The organism is Micromonospora sp. WMMC273 (genome assembly GCF_027460285.1).
GTDB classification, from domain to species: Bacteria; Actinomycetota; Actinomycetes; order Mycobacteriales; family Micromonosporaceae; genus Micromonospora; species Micromonospora aurantiaca.
The window spans coordinates 531,095-548,922 of the sequence record NZ_JAPZBE010000001.1; the positions used below are offsets into that span (position 1 = coordinate 531,095).

17 protein-coding genes and 1 tRNA gene are annotated in these 17,828 nt (G+C 72.4%); 7 read left to right on the forward strand and 11 right to left on the reverse strand.

Features of this window, described 5'->3' with window-relative positions; translation table 11 throughout:
* Positions 1–101 precede the first annotated feature (101 nt).
* Positions 102–1,433, forward strand: coding sequence for an NAD(P)/FAD-dependent oxidoreductase (locus O7611_RS02690; protein ID WP_194798548.1), 1,332 nt, complete (start codon positions 102–104; stop codon positions 1,431–1,433).
* A 58-nt stretch (positions 1,434–1,491) separates the two neighbouring features.
* Here the strand turns inward: O7611_RS02690 and O7611_RS02695 are convergent, their stop codons facing one another.
* The gene (locus tag O7611_RS02695; protein WP_194798547.1) at positions 1,492–3,321 is read right to left on the reverse strand and encodes a hypothetical protein; all 1,830 of its coding nucleotides are present in this window, start codon (positions 3,319–3,321) and stop codon (positions 1,492–1,494) included.
* A 90-nt stretch (positions 3,322–3,411) separates the two neighbouring features.
* Here O7611_RS02695 and O7611_RS02700 point away from each other — a divergent pair.
* Positions 3,412–3,492 (forward strand) — tRNA-Leu (locus O7611_RS02700).
* A gap of 53 nt (positions 3,493–3,545) precedes the next feature.
* Here the strand turns inward: O7611_RS02700 and O7611_RS02705 are convergent.
* The 4 genes from O7611_RS02705 to O7611_RS02720 all read right to left on the reverse strand — a co-directional run bounded on the left by O7611_RS02705 (position 3,546) and on the right by O7611_RS02720 (position 7,080).
* The gene (locus tag O7611_RS02705) at positions 3,546–4,403 is read right to left on the reverse strand and encodes a protein phosphatase 2C domain-containing protein (protein ID WP_269696145.1); all 858 of its coding nucleotides are present in this window, start codon (positions 4,401–4,403) and stop codon (positions 3,546–3,548) included.
* 172 nt (positions 4,404–4,575) lie between these two features.
* Positions 4,576–5,253, reverse strand: coding sequence for a vWA domain-containing protein (locus O7611_RS02710; protein ID WP_194798545.1), 678 nt, complete (start codon positions 5,251–5,253; stop codon positions 4,576–4,578).
* A 28-nt stretch (positions 5,254–5,281) separates the two neighbouring features.
* Complete coding sequence (locus tag O7611_RS02715) at positions 5,282–6,676, reverse strand: hypothetical protein (protein ID WP_269696146.1); 1,395 nt, start codon at positions 6,674–6,676, stop codon at positions 5,282–5,284.
* Between the two features lie 50 nt (positions 6,677–6,726).
* On the reverse strand, positions 6,727–7,080 hold the full coding sequence (locus O7611_RS02720; protein ID WP_194798543.1) for a hypothetical protein: 354 nt from the start codon (positions 7,078–7,080) through the stop codon (positions 6,727–6,729).
* 195 nt (positions 7,081–7,275) lie between these two features.
* Here O7611_RS02720 and O7611_RS02725 point away from each other — a divergent pair, with 195 nt between their 5' ends.
* The 3 genes from O7611_RS02725 to O7611_RS02735 all read left to right on the forward strand — a co-directional run bounded on the left by O7611_RS02725 (position 7,276) and on the right by O7611_RS02735 (position 9,355).
* Complete coding sequence (locus O7611_RS02725; protein ID WP_194798542.1) at positions 7,276–8,133, forward strand: Bax inhibitor-1/YccA family protein; 858 nt, start codon at positions 7,276–7,278, stop codon at positions 8,131–8,133.
* A gap of 125 nt (positions 8,134–8,258) precedes the next feature.
* Positions 8,259–9,017, forward strand: a complete 759-nt coding sequence (locus tag O7611_RS02730) for a Bax inhibitor-1/YccA family protein (protein ID WP_194798541.1) — start codon at positions 8,259–8,261, stop codon at positions 9,015–9,017.
* Positions 9,018–9,034: 17 nt separating this feature from the next.
* Positions 9,035–9,355, forward strand: coding sequence for a hypothetical protein (locus O7611_RS02735; RefSeq protein WP_194798540.1), 321 nt, complete (start codon positions 9,035–9,037; stop codon positions 9,353–9,355).
* 103 nt (positions 9,356–9,458) lie between these two features.
* On the opposite strand, the gene O7611_RS02740 is transcribed toward O7611_RS02735, so the two are convergent.
* From O7611_RS02740 to O7611_RS02755, 4 genes are read right to left on the reverse strand one after another with little or no spacing between them, the layout of a single operon-like run.
* Positions 9,459–10,943, reverse strand: coding sequence for a CYTH and CHAD domain-containing protein (locus tag O7611_RS02740; RefSeq protein WP_194798539.1), 1,485 nt, complete (start codon positions 10,941–10,943; stop codon positions 9,459–9,461).
* Positions 10,944–10,983: 40 nt separating this feature from the next.
* Positions 10,984–12,246 (reverse strand): acetyl-CoA C-acetyltransferase, encoded by a 1,263-nt coding sequence (locus O7611_RS02745; RefSeq protein ID WP_073824922.1) that lies wholly within the window; start codon positions 12,244–12,246, stop codon positions 10,984–10,986.
* A gap of 58 nt (positions 12,247–12,304) precedes the next feature.
* Positions 12,305–13,117: an SGNH/GDSL hydrolase family protein gene (locus O7611_RS02750; RefSeq protein WP_194798538.1), complete on the reverse strand. Its 813-nt coding sequence runs from the start codon at positions 13,115–13,117 to the stop codon at positions 12,305–12,307.
* On the reverse strand, positions 13,114–14,160 hold the full coding sequence (locus tag O7611_RS02755) for an SGNH/GDSL hydrolase family protein (RefSeq protein ID WP_194798537.1): 1,047 nt from the start codon (positions 14,158–14,160) through the stop codon (positions 13,114–13,116). The genes O7611_RS02750 and O7611_RS02755 overlap by 4 nt, the downstream gene beginning before the upstream one ends.
* Positions 14,161–14,302: 142 nt before the next feature.
* Here O7611_RS02755 and O7611_RS02760 point away from each other — a divergent pair, with 142 nt between their 5' ends.
* On the forward strand, positions 14,303–14,659 hold the full coding sequence (locus tag O7611_RS02760; RefSeq protein WP_194798536.1) for a YkvA family protein: 357 nt from the start codon (positions 14,303–14,305) through the stop codon (positions 14,657–14,659).
* 76 nt (positions 14,660–14,735) lie between these two features.
* Positions 14,736–16,106: a cystathionine beta-synthase gene (locus tag O7611_RS02765; RefSeq protein WP_194798535.1), complete on the forward strand. Its 1,371-nt coding sequence runs from the start codon at positions 14,736–14,738 to the stop codon at positions 16,104–16,106.
* Between the two features lie 35 nt (positions 16,107–16,141).
* Here the strand turns inward: O7611_RS02765 and O7611_RS02770 are convergent, their stop codons facing one another.
* Complete coding sequence (locus tag O7611_RS02770) at positions 16,142–16,651, reverse strand: GNAT family N-acetyltransferase (protein ID WP_194798534.1); 510 nt, start codon at positions 16,649–16,651, stop codon at positions 16,142–16,144.
* Positions 16,648–17,577 carry a ribonuclease Z gene (locus O7611_RS02775; RefSeq protein WP_269696147.1) on the reverse strand — a complete coding sequence of 310 codons (930 nt, stop codon included), beginning with the start codon at positions 17,575–17,577 and terminating at the stop codon, positions 16,648–16,650. The genes O7611_RS02770 and O7611_RS02775 overlap by 4 nt, the downstream gene beginning before the upstream one ends.
* Positions 17,578–17,828: the final 251 nt, after the last annotated feature.

A 17,828-nucleotide genomic window follows, 5' to 3' on the forward strand; every position in this document is an offset into this window, starting at 1 on the left:
CAGCGTTCCGGCGACGTTGCGCAGGTCACACCGGTTGTGCTCCGTCACAGAAGGGGGTCTCGCGCGGGATTACCCGAAGCACCCGGGGAAAGATAGATGACGTGAACCCGAAGCGGATCCTTGTCGTGGGTGCCGGTCACGTGGGCCTGTACGCCGCTCTGCGCCTGTCCAAGAAGCTGAGCAGGCGTGAGGCGGAGGTCATCGTCGTCGACCCGCAGCCGCACATGACGTACCAGCCGTTCCTCCCGGAGGCATCGGCGGGCAACATCTCCCCTCGGCACGCCGTGGTGCCGCTGCGGCGGGAGTTGCGCAAGTGCACCGTGGTGGCGGGCACCGTCACCCGGATCGACCACGACCGCATGACCGCCGTGGTGCAGCCGATCAGCGGCCCGGCCCGGGAGATCCAGTACGACCACGTGGTCGTCGCCCCCGGCTCGGTCTCCCGCACCCTGCCGATCCCCGGCCTGCACGAGCACGGCATCGGGTTCAAGACCATCGGTGAGGCCATCTTCCTGCGCAACCACGTGCTGGACCGGCTCGACGTGGCGGCCTCCACCACCGACCCGGCGGTCCGCAGCCGTGCGCTGACGTTCACCTTCGTGGGCGGCGGCTACGCCGGCATCGAGGCGCTCGCCGAGATGGAGGACATGGCCCGGGACGCGCTGCGCTACTACCCGGAGCTGAAGCCGGAGGAGATGCGCTGGGTGCTCGTCGAGGCGACCCAGCGGGTGCTGCCCGAGGTCGACCGGGACATGGGCGCCTACACGGTGCAGCAGCTGATGAAGCGGGACATGGACATCCGCCTCGACACCCGGCTGGAGTCCTGCGTCGACGGTGTGGTGAAGCTCTCCGACGGGGACAGCTTCCCGTCCGACACCATCGTCTGGACCGCCGGTGTGAAGCCGTCGCCGATGCTGGACGCGACGGACTTCCCGCGTGACGAGCGCCGCCGGGTCACCTGCCGGCCGACGCTGCAGATCGTGGACGGCGACCGGGTGGTCGAGGGCGCGTGGAGCGCCGGCGACTGCGCCGCCGTACCGGACCTGACCAAGGAGCCGGGTAACTTCTGCTCCCCGAGCGCCCAGCACGCGGTGCGGCAGGCGGCGCGGATGGCCGACAACATCGCGAACGTGATCCGCGGGCGCGAGCCGGTCGACTACAAGCACAAGCACGCCGGCAGCGTGGCGAGCCTCGGCCTGCACAAGGGCGTGGCGCAGGTCTACGGCATCAAGATGACGGGCTGGCCCGCCTGGTTCATGCACCGGACGTACCACATGTCGCGGATCCCCTCGTTCAACCGCAAGGTGCGCGTGGTGGTCGACTGGACGCTGGCGTTCTTCCTCAAGCGTGAGGTGGTCGCGCTGGGCCAGCTGCACGACCCGCGCGAGGAGTTCGCCGAGGCGTCCGCCCCGCCGGTCGCCGCGCGCGTCTGACGCCTGCCGGACGAAAGGCCCTTCCCGTACGCGGGAGGGGCCTTCGCCGTGTCCGGGATCAGAACCGCCAGGTCCAGGCGTCGGCGAGCCGCGTACCCGGCCGCCCGAACAGCTGCTCCACGGTGCGGCGCAGCATCTCCGCGTGCGGCGTGTCGTCGGTCACCGCCACGCACGAGGCGTGCCAGAACTCGACGTCCCGCGCGGCCTGGCGGCGTTGCCGGTCACCGATCGCGGGTGCCACGCCCCGGCGGGCCACGTCGGCGAGCAGCGTCGAGGTGGGACGCTGCCAGGTGCCCATTGTCGCCTCGCCGTGCGGGCCGTACGGGCCGATGAAGAAGCCCTCCGGCATGGCGAACGCGACGCCGGTGGCGGTGGCCCAGCGCATCGGCCAGGGAGCCTGCGGAGTGGCGGTGGGCACCGGCACCAGCACCCCGCCGGGGCGTACGCACTTCCGCCAGTGGCCGCCGGTGACGAACTCGGGCAGCGGCGGCCGGTCCATCGTGGGCAGCGGCGTGGGAAGGACACTGAGCAGCGCCGCGCCGACCGCGAACGGGACGACCCGGCGGGCCCGCCCGGGTTCGCCGAGCGCCCGGTGCACGGCGAGGGTGAGCACGGTGCCGACGAGCGGCAGCACCGCCAGCGCGAAACGCATCGGCAGCGCGCCGTCCACCACCGGCAGCCCGGCCAGCAGCGCGTACGGGCCGGGGATCCCGGTCCGCTCACCGCCCGCCACCACCTCCGGGCCGAGCGCGAGTGCGGCCATCACCAGCGCCCCGGCCACGAGCGCCACCACCGGGGCCCGCCGCCCCAGCCAGGCCGCGCAGGCGGCGGCGACCAGCAGCAGCGGCCAGCCCAGGAACGTGGTGAACTCGGCCGGGCCGGTGGTGAGCCGTACCGCCTCCGGGCTGCCGAACACCGTCAGCGCGGACAAGCGGGTCCAGCCGATCAGATCGGCGGAGAAGTAGGCGGGCGGGAACATGCCGTCCGCGACACCCTGCGGGCCGGCGAACTGCACCCACAGCGGGTACGCCAGCACCGGCAGCGCCAGCCCGGCGGCGACGAGCAGGCCACCGGCGAACCCGGAGCCGGCCCGGCGCAGCAGGTCCCGGTCGGCCAGCCCGTACGCGACTGCGGTCACCGCCAGGGTGAGCGCGGCGAGGAACAGCACCTCCTCGCCGACGAAGACCTGCACGGTGACGACCGCGGCGAGCCCGGCCGCGGAGGAGGCCGTCCGGCGTCGGTCCGGGCCCTCCGGGCGACCGGCCGGGTCGGCGGCACGCAGCAGCCGGACCACGAGCCAGACCAGCACCGGGACCAGCCACTGCGCGGTCATGTGCAGGTGGCCGTTGCTCTGCGAGACCATGCCCGGCCCGAAGCCGCAGAGCGCCGCGCCGAGTACGGCAGCGAGCCGGCGGGCCCGCAGGACGCGGACGAACAGCAGGTACCAGGCGAGCGCCGTACCGGCCATGTTCACGGCGACGAGCAGCGCGAACGTGACAGGCGCCCCGAACGCCAGCGTGGCCGGGGCGAGCAGCACGCCGAGCGCCACCACCGAGGTGTTCGCCATCAGGTTGACCCCGTCCGGCGCGTTCAACCGGCCGGTGACCAGGCCCAGCTCGCCGCGCAGGGCACGCGCGTCCAGCGCCAGGAACCACTCGTACAGCGTCTGGTCCGCCGGGTTGAGCGCGAGTGCGCGCGTGCCCGGCGCCGGCCAGAGGCCGTGGGTGAGCCAGGCGGCGAGCGCGACGAACGCCAGCCCCACGAGCAGGTCCGCGCGGTGCCGCCGGACGGCGGCCGTCACCCGCCGCGCGACCCCCGCCGGACCGGCCGTCCGGCGGTGATCGGGCCGGAGGGCCGGGCGGGCGGCGCTGGTCACGGCCTCGACCATAACGGCCGCACCCGCCGGGGTACGCCGCGTCGCGGCCGAGCCGCTACGGTGAGATCTGCACCGCCGCGTGGCGACGCGCCGGTGTCACCCGCCCGGGTGGTGGAACGGCAGACACGGCCGCCTTAAAAGCGGCTGCCGCAAGGCGTGCGGGTTCGACCCCCGCCCCGGGCACACGACAGCTCCCCTCATGATCACGAGCGGCTCGCCGCGGGCCCGCAACGGGTTCACCGGAGGCGGGCCGGATCCTCACCCTGGTCTTCCTCGGCCGGGCCGTTCGCCGCCGCGTCGGCGGGAACATCGTCGCGCCAGACCAGCACCGCCGTTCTGTCGTCGTGCGAGCCCTGCCGCCGATAGCGCAGAGTGTCGCCGACGCCGAACGGCAGATGTGGTACCTGCCACTGCCCGCCCAGCCACTCCCGGAGTGTGCCGGAGTGGCGCAGGTCGTTCGCCAGCCCGTCGGTCCCGAGGACCACCACGGCGGCCGAGGGCAGCTCGGCCACCTCGATGTCCTCCTCTGCCTGATACGGCATCGTCGCCGTCACCAGGTTGAGTGGGCCGGTCTCGGCCGGGAATGCCTCGGTGAAGACGCCGGTCCGGAGAGTGAAGGCGGACACATCCCCGATCCGGGCGACGACGCAGCCACGCTCCGAGAACACCGCTACCGCGCCGACGCAACCCGCCGCCCTGGGATCTATGCCGTACGCCTCCCGGACCTTCTGTTCCATTCGTTCGCTCGCCCGGACGAGTAGCCGAGCAGGATCCGCCTCGGTCGGCTCGTCGGCCTCGGCTCTGCCCGCCGAGATCAGCACCGACTCGACGAAAAGGTTTGCACCCAGTTGCGAGTACGGTTTGGAGCCCAGACCGTCGGCGACGGCTACGTACAACCGGCCGGATTCGCCGAGCATGAAGTTGTACGCGTCCTGCCGCGGTTGCCCGGACTGCAGGTGGCCCACGCCGATCATCGACGCGCCGGCCACCCGGTAGCCGCCGGCCACGATGCCGTCCAGGGCGATCGCGGGTGGGCGGAGGGTGAGGCCGGCCTTGAGCCGCCCGTGCTGGACGTCTGCGACCCGCCCGATCACCGGGGCGGCCGACGGGAGGTCGGCCGGCTTCGGCTCGTCCTCCGGGAGGGGCGCCGGCTGCACCGGAACCGGCTGTTCCGGTGCCGAGGATGGCTCGGACGGGGTGAGGTCCGGCTCAGCCGGTGCCTCGCCTCCGCTCCACAGGTGGGCGAACGGGAAAGGCATGCCGGCCTCAGATCGTCAGGGCCGGGAGGGGCGTGAAGTGGTCGCTCGGCGCCTCCAGGTACAGCCCTTCCTGCTTGGTGGGGTCGGCGAGGCTCGTCGAGGTGGTCCGGATGCTCCCGATCAGCGCGTTCATGATCTCGCGGACCTGGCTGACCGGGTCGGCGTCCTTGGCCATGAAGGCGAACCGGGTGGCGATCTTCTGGAGCTCCTCCCGGTGCGCGTCGGCGAGACCGAAGGCGACCACCTCGGGCGCGAACTTCCATCCCGGGTCCCGCAGGCTCTTGAGCGCTTCGGTCCAGTCTTCGGCGGCCTGGTGCGCCCCGTCGCTCATGAAGAACACGACCGGCCGGTAGACCGGCGTGCCCTTGGGCAGGGAGCGCATACCGGCCTCGATCGCCTGCCGGGCGCCACGGAAACCGGCTGCGAAGTTGGTGCCGCCCTCGACCAGCAGTTCGGGCAGCGGAGCTTCGGCGATGTCGCAGAGGGGGAGGGCTACCCGGCTCTCATCCGAGAACGTCACCACGGCGATGCGGGCGATCTCGCCGACCGTTGGGTTGGACCGCATCTCGTGCTGAATCTCCGGCAGGGCCTTGTTCACCGCCTCGATCGGGCCACCCGACATCGAGGCGCTGACGTCGACCAGCAGGAAGACCGGGAAGATGGTGAAGAGCTCGTTCGATGACATGTTGGTTCTCCCTTTCCGGGGTGTGATGTCAGGCGGCCAGGCCTACCAGCCACGACAGGAGAGCGAAGCCGCTCAGACCGAGGCCGAGGCAGCTGCTGACGATGGCGGCGGTGCGGCCGGGGTAACCGGAGTAGGTCCTGATGGACTGGGCCAGGACGAGACCACAGACGATTCCGCCGACCGGCCACAGGCAGAACGACAGCAAGGCCAGCGGCAGGTACCAGGCGACTCCGCCGCCCATCGCCCAACGTGCCAGTGCCCCTGGATCCTTTCCGGGTGTCGGCGCGTAGGGCGGTGGGGACACGTATTGAGGCGGCGGGTACTGCGGAAGAGGCGGCTGCGGTATGGGCGGCCTCTGATACACCTGCGCTGGTCGATGTGGCGGCGGAGGTGGGGGCCGATGCCAGTAGGGCTGCTGTTGCGGTTGTGGTGGCCGGTACTGCTGATACGGCGGCGGCTGATGCCGTGTCCCGGACGACGGTTGCGGAGGGCTGGGCGGCGGTAGCGGGGTAAAGGTTCCCGGCGTCACGCCCTGCCGGGGTCTCGGCGCGTTCAGCTCCTTGTCCAGCCGGGCCAACGCGGTCTCGTCGTACTTCCCGCCGGCCACGTAGACCTCGATCAGGACCCTGACCCACTCGGCCGGCTCCGGCCGCTTGCTCGCGTCCAGCGGATCGGTCAGTCCTCGCCGCATCAGCGCAGCAACTCGCGGATCGAGGTCCGACGGGATCTGGCCCGGTGCCGACCAGGTGCCGTCCTTCTGCTTGCCGAGCGCGCCCCCCTTGATCAGCAACAGCCCGCGGTAGAACGCCAGCGCCAGGCAGTACCAGTCGCTGTAGTGGTCGTGCGCCGGCACGACCTTGTCCACCACCCGCGGGTCGGTCCAGTAGACGGCCTGCACCCCCACCTTCGGCGGCGGATCCTGCGGCACCATGCCGTCGCAGTCGATCAGATACGCCTCCGGCGTCGGGGTGACCGTCCAGGCGACGTTCTTGGCGTTGATGTCGCCGTGCACCAGCCCTTTGCTGTGCACGAACGCGAGGATCTCGGCCATCCGGAGCAGTACGATCAACCGTTTGGTGGCGGGCGGTGGTTTCGACCGGATCATGACCAGGAAGTCGAGCGTGTTGACGGTGCCGAGCGTCGGGTGGAAGTAGCGCTGTGGGATGGCCGGCAGCACGCATCCGATGATCTGGCGATCGGACTGGCGGACGATGTCGACCGGCCAGTTGACAGACGACTCCGGCCGAGCACCGATCTCCAGCCCCTGCTGGATCAGCACGTCCCGGCCGATCTCGACGAGCTGCTCCAGGTGCACGGCCGTCGGGGCCTTGTCCGGGGAGTGGTACTCCTTGTAGACCCAACGCGGGTCGGTGAGACGGTAGATGGCTCCGACACCGCCCTTGCTGATCGGGCCGCCGACCACCGTGTACGTCCCGTGATCACCGTGGGCGATCCGCCGGGCGGCGGGGGTGGTCATGAACTGCCCAGCCCGGAGAGGCTGTCGATGGTGCCGTCGACCCGCCCCGAGTTGCCGCAGCGCGGGCAGTTGAAGACTTCCCAGCTGCGGTCATGGCAGCTGAGCTCACGGCACCGCCCGCAGCGGACGAAATTGTCCGCTGCGCAGTACACGCAGCCCGGATAAGCCGCGCCGAGGCTGAACGACCCGTTGATCGAGCCGTTCCCGTGCTGCGGTGGCACCACGCTGCCGGGCCGTTGCTTCGAACCGGCTGTCGCCACGTACGACTCGCCGTCCCACCGGAACCGGATCACCGCAGGCAGGCGCGTCGAGCTGCACACCATGCTGACGAAGAGAGCATCGTCCGTCATCGGCCTGAGTCCTTCCCTGTACACATCCACCGTTCTCTGACGGACAGGGCTTCCCCGGCCGACGAAAGCCCGTCGGCGCCTGGTACGGAACTCTCAGCTTTCCCACAGCTAGCCGTGGCGCGCGCGATTGCGCCCACGTCTACCCTGGAGTAGCACGTCTTTCGTGCGATCGACCCCCTGAGGGAGGCCTGAGAAGTGAAGACGTCGAACCCGGTGCTCGCCCGGCTCGGCCAGGCGGCAGAGCGTGAGCGGGCGGCCGGGTACGCCCAGCCCGGGCCGTACGGTCAGCCCGGATACCCCCAGCAGTACCCGCAGCAGCAGTACCCCCAGCAGCCCTACGCCCAGCCCTACCCGGGCGGCTACGGCCAGCCGGTGGCCCCGCCCACCGTGACCCCGATGACCCTCGACGACGTGGTCGTCAAGACGGTCCTCATGCTCGCCATCCTCGGCGCCTCGGCCGCGGCGGCCTGGGTCCTCGTGCCGGACTCGCTTGTCGGCGTCGCGTGGATCGGCGCCGCGGTGGTCGGCCTGGTGCTCGGCCTGATCATCTCGTTCTCGCGGATGGCCAACCCGGCGCTCGTCGTGGCGTACTCGGTCATCGAGGGCGTCTTCGTCGGCATGGTCAGCAAGGCGTTCGAGTCGCTCTACGACGGCATCGTGCTCCAGGCGGTCGTGGCCACGTTCGGCGTCTTCTTCCTGATGGCGATGATCTACAAGGCGCGGATCATCCGGGCCACGCCGAAGTTCGCCCGGATCATGGTGGCGATCATGGCCGGCCTGTTCGGCGTGATGCTGGTCAACCTGGTGCTGGCGCTGTTCGGCGTCAACACCGGCCTGCGTGACGGCAGCCCGCTCGCGATCGGCTTCAGCCTGGTCTGCATCGTGGTGGCGTCGCTGAGCTTCGTGCTCAACTTCGCCGACATCGAGGAGGGGGTCCGGATGGGCCTCCCGCAGCGCTACTCCTGGACCGCCGCCTTCGGCATCGTGGTCGGCCTGGTCTGGCTCTACATCGAGATCCTGCGGCTGCTCAGCTACTTCCAGGGCGACGACTGACATCACGCCCTCCCCGACGACGCCCGCCTGCCGCATCCGCGGCGGCGGGCGTCGCCGTTTCCCCGTCCCCGCCGGGCCGCCCGGGGCAGAGTGGGATCCGGGTACGTGGGCGGGAGGTGGTCACGGTGCGCAGTGCCAACCCGGTGCTGGACCGGCTGGACGACGTCGGCCGCGTCGAGCGGCAGGTGCTCAGGGCCGGGACCGCCGACACGATGACGGTGGCCGACGTGGTCAGCCGGACCGTGGGTCTGCTGCTGGTCACCGGCGTCACGGCGGCGGTGTCCTGGGTGGTGGTGCCGCAGGCCGCGTGGATCTCCGCCGCGCTCGCCGGGAGCGCGCTGGCCAGCCTGGCCCTGGTGCTCGTCATCTCGCTGAAGCAGATCACCAGTCCACCGGTGATCGTCGGGTACGCGGTGCTCCAGGGACTGCTGCTCGGGGTGGCCAGCCGCGCCTTCGAACTGGTCTATCCGGGCATCGTGGCGCAGGCGGTGGTCGGCACGTTCGGCGTCTTCCTCGGCATGGCGGTGCTCTACCGGGCCCGGCTGGTACGCGCCACCCCGCGCCTGGCCCGGCTCGTCATCGGCATGCTCGTCGGGATCGTGGCGATCGGCCTGGTCAACCTGTTCGCGTACCTGTTCACCGGGCGGCAGGGGGTGGTCGTCTACAGCCTCAGTGACCGGGTGGGCTGGTTGCCGTACCTGTTCTCGGTGGTGGCGATCATCGCGGGCGCGCTCAGCTTCATCCTCGACTTCGACCTGGTCGAACGGTCGGCCGCGAACCGGCTGCCCAGCCGTTACGCCTGGTACTGCGCCTTCGGTCTGCTGGTCGGGCTGATCTTCCTGTACTGGCAGATCCTCCGCCTGCTCAGCTACGTACGCCGCTGACCGTAGACTCGGCGGCGATGAGCGCAGCGGAACTGGACCGGGCGGTGACCCTGCTGGTCCGACAGGTCGGGCACTGGCAGCAGCCGCGCTGGTCGGCCAAGGCGGACGGCGGCAACGTGTCCCGGGCCGACCTGGTGCACAAGCTGGTCCAGGAGATCGCCAACCTGGCCGCCGACGCGGCCGGTGAGCCGCGCCGCGACGTGCCCCGCCTCCCCAGCGACCTGGCCCTGCCCGACCAGCTCCGCGTGGTCACCGCCGACCTGACCCTCGCCGCGCCCCCCGACCAGATCCTGGCCACCGCCACGGAAGCGGTGACCCGAACCCGCGCCGCCCTCTGACCCCCCGCCCTGACCCCGTTGATCATGAAGTTGGCGGCGACAAAACGGACGCTGATCCCCGTCAACTTCATGATCGACCGAGTGGGGGCCGGGAGAGGGCGGGTCAGGGGTTCAGCCAGCGGCGTACCTTGCGGTGTCTTGAGCGGTCGCGCGCCCGCAGGACGGCCGGGCGGTCGTGGCCGGCGGCCTCGGCCTGCCTCGCGTGCAGCAGGCCGTACGTGAACGCGTTCTCGCCGTCGGCGTACGCCTGGAGCGCCTGCCGCCGCAGCACCTCCCGGGTGACCACCGAGTCCTGCTGGGTGCCGAGCAGGTCCTGGAGCGCCTTGAACCGCTTCACCAGGCGAGCGGCCCGCTTGCCGGCGGCCGGCGCGCGCACCTCCACCGCGTAGCGGGCGGCCTTGAGCTTCTTGCGCGCCTCGTGCAACGCGACGTCCCCGTCCGGCCCGGTGGTGGCGAGCGCCCGGTCCAGCCGGGTGTCGGCACGGCGTACCGCCTTGCGGACCCTGCGGTCCACCCACCGCCGGCCGACGTCGGCGGGCGGGCCGTCGGCCAGCCGATCCAGGCGGGCCAGCAGAGCGGGGTAGCGGTCGGCGTCCAGCGCGGACCGCAGCGCGATGGTCGCCTCGGCCCGGTCGGCGGCGAACCATTGGCCGATCCGCGCCGCCACCGGGCCGAGCACCAGCTCGTCCGGCAGCTCGTGCATCGCCTCGGTGAGCCGGTCGGCCATCACCTGGGTGTCGCGGACCCGGCCCAGCTCGCCGCCGAGGCGGCGCAGCTCGGCCCGGACCGCCTCACTCTCCCGGCGGTCCCACAACCCCCGGAAGGTACGCAGGGTCGCCCGCAACCGGCGGGTCGCCACGCGCATGTCGTGGACCGCGTCCTCGTTCCCCTGGTACGCGGCCGCGTGGTTGCCGACGATCGCGTCGCGCTGTGCCCTGACGTACGCGAGGACAGGTCCCGCCGGGCCGACCGGCTCCCGGTCGTCGAAGCGCTCGATCCGGCCGGCGACGGCCCGGTGCGACTTGCTGACCGCCACCTCGCGGGCGCCTGCCGCGCGCAGCCGCTCCCCGAGTGCGTCGAGCAGCGCCTCGTCGCCCTCGACCAGCTCGATCTCGATCTCGTGCCAGGTCCGCGCGGTGCCGTCCACCAGGTCCTCGGACCGGACGTCGTCCTCGGCCACCTCGGCCAGCACCCGGCCGTCCGCGTCGAGCAGCCGGTGCTCCCGGCGGCGATTGACGACCCGGGCCGCCGGAGTGACAGGGCGACCGCGCGACGCGCCCCGGATCAGCGCGACCAGCTCGGGCGGCGGGCCGTCGTCGGACGCCCCGGCCGGGAACTGGTGCTCGACCCGGGCGCCACCGACAGCGCCCACCTTGAGGTGCCAGCCCGCGTCGTGCCCACCGGTACGCCGGCGCAGTGCGTGCCCGCTGCGCAGCAGGAGCAGGTCGCCGGTGTCCCAGTAGACGGCGTCCAGATCCGAGACGGTGGCGTCGGACATGGTCACGACGCCACCGCACCCGGTCAGGTCGGGCAGCCGGAAACCCTCGTCGCCGGAGTACTTGCGCTCACGTTCCACGACGGTCGCCATGCGGCCTCCCGTACCCGGCTCGCGCACCGGCGAACCGGTCTCAGCTCAGTCGTTCGAGCACCATCGCCATGCCCTGGCCGCCGCCGACGCACATGGTCTCCAGACCGATGGTCTTGTCGTGCCACTCCAGCGCGTTCAGCAGCGTGCCGGTGATCCGGGCACCGGTCATGCCGAACGGGTGGCCGACGGCGATCGCGCCACCGGCGACGTTCAGCTTCTCCTCCGGGATACCGAGCTGCCGGTACGAGGGGATCACCTGGGCGGCGAACGCCTCGTTGATCTCGACCAGGTCGACGTCGTCGATGGTCATGCCGGCGCGCTTGAGTGCCTGCTTCGACGCCTCGACCGGGCCCAGGCCCATGATCTCGGGGGAGAGCCCGGTGACGCCGGTGGAGACGATCCGGGCCAGCGGGGTGAGCCCCAGCTCGGACGCGCGCTCGGCGCTCATGATCACCACGGCGGCGGCGCCGTCGTTGAGCGGGCAGCAGTTGCCCGCGGTGATCCGGCCGTCCGGGCGGAACACCGGCTTCAGGCCGGCCACCGCCTCCAGGGTCACCCCGGCTCGCGGGCCGTCGTCGGTGCTGACGACGGTGCCGTCCGGCGTGGTGACCGGGGTGATCTCGCGGGCCCAGAAGCCGTCGGCGATCGCCTTCTCGGCGAGGTTCTGGCTGCGGACGCCGAACGCGTCCATGTCCTCGCGGGTCACGTCGTACACCTGGGCCAGGTTCTCCGCGGTCTGCCCCATGGCGAGGTAGATGTCGGGGAGCTGCCCGGCCTCGCGCGGGTCGGTCCACACCTCGGCGCCGCCCTGGGCGCGGGCCGCGGAACGCTCCCGGGCCTCGGCGAAGCGGGGGTTCTCCCAGCCGCCGCCGACGAGGGCCTGCGCCTCCGGCGGCAGCGTGTCCGAGTTGCCCCGGGCGTACCGGGACACCATCTCCACACCGGCGGAGATGAACACGTCACCCTCACCGGCCCGGATCGCGTGCATCGCCATCCGGGTGGTCTGGAGCGAGGACGCGCAGTAGCGGGTCAGCGTGGCGCCGGGCAGGCCGTCGAGGCCCATCAGGGTGGCGACCACCCGGGCCATGTTGAAGCCCTGCTCGCCGCCGGGCAGACCGCACCCGAGGTAGAGGTCGTCGATGGTGGTGGGATCGAGCGCCGGGACCTTGTCGAGGGCGGCCTGGACGATGGTGGCGGCGAGGTCGTCCGGGCGGACCTCGCGGAGGGAACCCTTGAACGCGCGGCCGATGGGGGACCGGGCGGTGGCGACGATGACGGCGTCGCGGGGCGACTCAATCGGCATGAGCCAACGTTAACGCGCGAGTAACATGCCCGGGAAGTCGCACGGCGGGCGGGAAATGTCACCCCGTGGGCGGTCGCCGGTGATGCCGGAACGCGACGGCAGCGGCCGCCTCGACCGCCGGGAGCAGGGCGTGCGCCCACACCCGGTAGCCGTCGGCCGACGGGTGGAAGCCGTCGTGGCAGAGCGTCCCCGCGTCCGCGCGGAACACCGGGCCGGTCTCGGTGCCCAGGTCGACGACGGTGCCGCCGGCGTCCAGCACGGCCGCCGTCTGCGCCCGCGCCATCCGCCGCCCGGACCAGCCGAGCACCTGACGCAGCGGTGCGGCGACCGCGCGTACCGCCCCGAGGTCGGGGCACGTGCCCACCACCACCTCGACGTGTGCCTCCCGCAGACGGCGTACCGCCGAGCCGAGATAGGCCGCCGCGTCGCCGGGCCGGGACATCGCGGTGGCGTCGTTCGCCCCGATCAGCACCACCGCCACGTCCGGCCGCTCACCGAGCAGCGCCCGGGCCACCTGGGTCGCCAGGTCGGTGGCGCGCGAGCCGGAGACCCCGACGCTGGACAGCTGCACCCGGCGCCCGGTCGGACCCTCGGCGAGCAGGTTGGCGAGCTGACCGCCGATGGTGTCCTCGAACCGGTCGACGCCCACACCGAGCGCCGACGAGTCACCCAGCAGCACCAGCCGCAGCGGCGGCGCGTCCGCGCGGCCGACAGTCGCGCGCAGGACCAGACCCAGCTCGGGCTGGGCGTACTCGCGGGTGCGGGCAGCGATGGCCTGGCCGGCCAGGACCGCCGCGCCGCCCACAGTGCCGGCCAGCAGCGACAGGGCCGCGGCCCGGCCCCACCGGGCCACCTCACCGCGCTCGCTCATGACGTTCCCTCCAGCGTTGCCGAGTCGGCGGCGCTGCCGGTCGGTGGCACCGCGCCGACGCCGAAGAAGGCCCGCCGGCGAAGCTGCGCCCACCGCCCGCCCGGCCCGCGGTCGCGACCCCGGAGCTGGGCGCCGCTGACCTCCGTGCCTGCGTGCCGGGCCGCTTGGTGGGCGGCCTCCGGGAGCGACCGTACGCCTTCCACGCCCGGCAGGACAGGCCTGCGTTCCGGGACCGCGCCCAACGCGGACAACACGGTGGGCAGCAACGCCGCTGCGGCTATCGCGTACCCCTCGGCGGAGGGGTGGAACCGGTCCCAGGCGAACATCCGCCCGGGGTCGGCGGCGAAGCGCGGCCCGAGCATGTCGCCGAGCGAGACGGCACGGCCGCCGGCCTCGACCACGCCCACCGTCTGCGCGGCGGCGAGCTGGCGGCTCCAGCGCCGGGCCAGCCAGCGCAGCGGCGGCTGAATAGGCCGGATGGTGCCCAGGTCGGGGCAGGTGCCGACGACCACCTCACAGCCGGCCGCCCGGAGCGTACGGACCGCGTCGACCAGATATCGCACCGCTACCGAGAACGGTGAGCGGTTGGTGACGTCGTTGCCGCCGACCAGGATCACTGCGACGTCCGGCTCGACCTCCAGGGCGGACTCGACCTGCGGCTTCAGCCCTGACGACAACGCGCCGACCACGGCGAACCGGTGCAGCCGGACCGGCCGGTGCAGGCGGCGGGACAGCCCGGTGGCCAGCAGTGATCCCGGTGTCTCCCGGCGCCTGTGCACGCCGTACCCGGCCGCTGAGGAGTCGCCCAGGATGACCACGGTGATCGGCGGGCCGGGCAGTCTCGCGCCGTACACACCGTCGCAGCGCGGCGGCGGGGCCTGCGCCATCGGGATGGTGCGGCGGGCCTGCCGGGCCTGGCCGAGCAGCACCCCACCGGTGGCGGCGGTGGCCGCCACCGTGGCGCCCGTGCCGATCGCCGCGAGGCGGGCGATCTGCCGGGCGCGCTGCCGGCGGACCGGCGCGACGGAACCAGCGTCCCCCATGAACCGACAGTATCGCGCCGGTACGACCACTGCTGTCCTTGATCGGATGGCTGGGCGGTGCCCGGATTGGGTACCGATGAGGGGCAGCGGACATGGACTTGCCATCGGGCCGCACCATGGTCGAGCGGAGAGGGGCGACATCATGGGGAAGACGTTGAAGCGCAGCGCCGCGTTCGCGGCGCTGGCCCGGGCGCTGGCGGCCGGTACGCGGGGCGGGCCGTCGCTCGGGGCACGGCTGGCGGCGCTGCCGCGGATGATCCGCGCGACCACCCGGGGCGAGTACGACGGTGGCCTGCGCCTGGCGCTGATGGCCGGGGCGACGGCGTACATCGTCTCCCCGATCGACCTGCTGCCGGAGATCCCGCTGGCGATCTTCGGGCTGGCCGACGACGCGGTCATGGTCACCTGGCTGGCCGGCAGCGTGCTCGCCGAGACCGAGCGGTTCCTGGAGTGGGAGGCACGTCGCAGCTCCGTCATCCCCGGGCATGCGGTGCCCTGACGGCACGTACGCTGGTCGGCGAACTGACCGCTGACCGACCGCCCCACGACGGCGGCGCGACGAAGGGCACAACGAGGTGCAGTACTACGACAACGTCGTCGAGCTGATCGGCAACACCCCGCTGGTACGCCTGCGCAACGTCACCGAGGGCATCCAGGCCACCGTGCTGGCGAAGGTGGAGTACGTGAACCCGGGCGGCTCGGTCAAGGACCGGATCGCGCTGCGCATGGTGGAGGACGCCGAGAAGGCGGGCATCCTGGGGCCGGGCGGCACGATCGTGGAGCCGACCAGCGGCAACACCGGCGTCGGGCTGGCCCTGGTGGCCCAGCTCCGGGGCTACCGCTGCGTCTTCGTCTGCCCGGACAAGGTCAGCCAGGACAAGCAGGACGTGCTGCGCGCGTACGGCGCCGAGGTGGTGGTCTGCCCGACCGCCGTCGCGCCGGAGGACCCGCGCTCCTACTACAACGTCTCCGACCGGCTGGCCCGGGAGATCCCCGGCGCGTGGAAGCCCAACCAGTACAGCAACCCGGCCAACCCGCGTTCGCACTACGAGACCACCGGCCCGGAGCTGTGGCAGCAGACCGAAGGCAGGATCACCCACTTCGTCGCGGGCGTCGGCACCGGCGGCACCATCTCCGGCATCGGCCGCTACCTCAAGGAGGCGTCCGAGGGCCGGGTCAAGGTGATCGGCGCGGACCCGGAGGGCTCGGTCTACTCCGGCGGCACCGGGCGGCCGTACCTGGTCGAGGGCGTCGGTGAGGACTTCTGGCCCGAGACGTACGACCGGGGGATCGCCGACGAGATCGTCGAGGTGTCGGACAAGGAGTCCTTCGAGATGACCCGCCGGCTGGCCCGCGAGGAGGGGCTGCTGGTCGGCGGCTCCTGCGGTATGGCCGTGGTGGGCGCGCTGGAGGTGGCCCGCAAGGCCGGCCCGGACGACGTGATCGTGGTGCTGCTGCCGGACGGCGGCCGGGGCTACCTGTCGAAGATCTTCAACGACAAGTGGATGGCCCGGTACGGTTTCCTGGACGACTCGGGCACCGAGCCGACCGTCGCCGACGCGCTCGCCGGCAAGCCCGGCGGCCTGCCCGAGCTGGTGCACGTGCACCCGACCGAGACGGTCCGCGACGCGATCGACTACATGCGCGAGTACGGCGTCTCCCAGCTCCCGGTGCTCAAGGCCGAGCCGCCGGTGGTGACCGGTGAGGTGGCCGGTTCGATCGCCGAGAAGGACCTGCTCGACGCGTTGTTCACCGGCCAGGCCCACCTGCACGACACGATCGAGCGGCACATGGGCGAGCCGCTGCCGATGATCGGCGGCGGCCAGCCGGTGAGCGAGGCGGTCGGGCTGCTGGAGAAGGCGGACGCGGCGCTGGTGCTGGTCGACGGCAAGCCCAAGGGCGTGCTGACCCGCCAGGACCTGCTGGCCCACCTCGGCGCCCGCTGAGCGGGGCGGGGCCCCGGGATCCGGGGCCCGCCCGTTCACAGCTCGCGGCCGTACCGCAGTTGCGGCACCAGCGCCGAGCCGATGTGCTCGTCCCGCTGCAGACCGGTCAGGACCCAGCCGCCGCGCTCGTAGAACCGGCGCGCGGCGGCGTTGTCCCGCAGCACCCACAGCACCGCGCGGGTCCATCCCCGGGCCCGCATCGCGTCGAGCGCGTCCACCATCAGCGCCCGGCCGGTGCCCCGGCCCCGCTCGGACGGCTCCAGGTGGATCGCGTTGAGCAGCCCGGTCGCCGGGTCGCCCTCGTCGTCCGGCCCGAGGTAGCTGAAGCCCACCAGCCGCCCGCCCCGCTCGGCCACCGTCATCCGGTGGTCGGCGCCCTCCCAGGTCAGCCGTTCCACCCAGTAGCGGCCCATCGCCTCGGGCGTCGGGTCGGCCAGCGCCTCGGGCGGCAGGAACGACGAGTACGCCGCCACCCGTGAACGCTGGTGCAGGGCGCCGACCGCCATCAGGTCGGCTTCGGTCGCGGAACGTAGGGAGATCGTCACCCGGGCGACGGTACCCGCCGGGGCGGCACCTGTACCGTCTGAAGATCCTCGGCGATCACCAGGTCGCCGGTGAAGTGCTCGCGGGCCTCGTCGTGGAAGCGGCGCGGGTCGGCGTACCGCTGGGAGAAGTGGGTGAGCACGAGCGTCCGTACCCCCGACTCGGCCGCCACCCGCGCGGCCTGGCCGGCGGTGAGGTGCCCGACCTCGGCGGCGAGGGCCGCCTCCGACTCCAGGAACGTCGACTCGATCACCAGCAGGTCGGCGTGCTCGGCCAGTGCGTACACGCCGTCGCAGAGCCCGGTGTCCATCACGAACGCGAACCGCTGCCCCGGCCGGGTCACGCTCACCTCGTCGCGGGTCACGCGGCGTCCGTCGCGGTCCAGGTGGCCGTCGCGCAGCAACCGCCCCACGTCCGGACCGGCGATGCCGTACGCGCTCAGCCGCTCCGGAAGCATCCGGCAGCCGTCCGGCTCGACCAGGCGGTACCCGTACGTCTCGATCGGGTGCCGCAGCCGGCGGGCCTCCAGCGTGCCGACGCCCAGCGTGATCCGCTGCCCGTCGGTGTCGATCGGCTCGACTGCCAGTTCGGCGGTCTCGTAGAAGCTGGAGGCGTGCCGCAGCCGGGCGAAGTACTCGGCGCCGCCGGCCGGGAAGTGCACCGCCACCGGACGCGGTACGCGGTCCAGCGAGAGGCGCTGGATCGTGCCGGGCAGCCCGAGGCAGTGATCGCCGTGGAAGTGGGTGACGCAGATCCGGGTCAGGTCGGTGGCGGTGATCCCGGTGTGCAGCATCTGGCGCTGGCTGCCCTCGCCCGGGTCGAAGAGGATCACCTCGTCGTCCCAGCGCAGCAGGTAGCCGTTGTGGTTGCGTTGCCGGGTCGGGGCCTGGCTGGCCGTACCGAGCACCACCAGCTCACGCATGGACACGGCATCCTCCGGAAGGCAAAAAGCGACCCCCGGGGCTTCCGCGCTCGCGCGCGGGCCGGCTGGACTGGGCCGGCACCCCGGGGGTCGGGTGGCTGTCGTGGTTTCGCCGCACCGCTGCCACACGGTCTCGACGATCCTGCAGGTGCCCGCCTCGCGGCGGGCGAGTTTTCACTGTCGAGGACAGCGGCTAGCGGACAGCCACCTCACGAGTCCGATTGCTATACAAGTCTGGACCACCTCCTTTCCCGTGT

Coding starts and splice junctions, on each gene's coding strand:
- O7611_RS02695 (WP_194798547.1), bottom strand. CDS start 3,321: ATGGTCGAGGCCGTGACCAGCGCCGCCCGCCCGGCCCTCCGGCCCGAT.
- O7611_RS02710 (WP_194798545.1), bottom strand. CDS start 5,253: ATGTCATCGAACGAGCTCTTCACCATCTTCCCGGTCTTCCTGCTGGTC.
- O7611_RS02720 (WP_194798543.1), bottom strand. CDS start 7,080: ATGACGGACGATGCTCTCTTCGTCAGCATGGTGTGCAGCTCGACGCGC.
- O7611_RS02735 (WP_194798540.1), top strand. CDS start 9,035: ATGAGCGCAGCGGAACTGGACCGGGCGGTGACCCTGCTGGTCCGACAG.
- O7611_RS02740 (WP_194798539.1), bottom strand. CDS start 10,943: ATGGCGACCGTCGTGGAACGTGAGCGCAAGTACTCCGGCGACGAGGGT.
- O7611_RS02745 (WP_073824922.1), bottom strand. CDS start 12,246: ATGCCGATTGAGTCGCCCCGCGACGCCGTCATCGTCGCCACCGCCCGG.
- O7611_RS02750 (WP_194798538.1), bottom strand. CDS start 13,117: ATGAGCGAGCGCGGTGAGGTGGCCCGGTGGGGCCGGGCCGCGGCCCTG.
- O7611_RS02755 (WP_194798537.1), bottom strand. CDS start 14,160: ATGGGGGACGCTGGTTCCGTCGCGCCGGTCCGCCGGCAGCGCGCCCGG.
- O7611_RS02760 (WP_194798536.1), top strand. CDS start 14,303: ATGGGGAAGACGTTGAAGCGCAGCGCCGCGTTCGCGGCGCTGGCCCGG.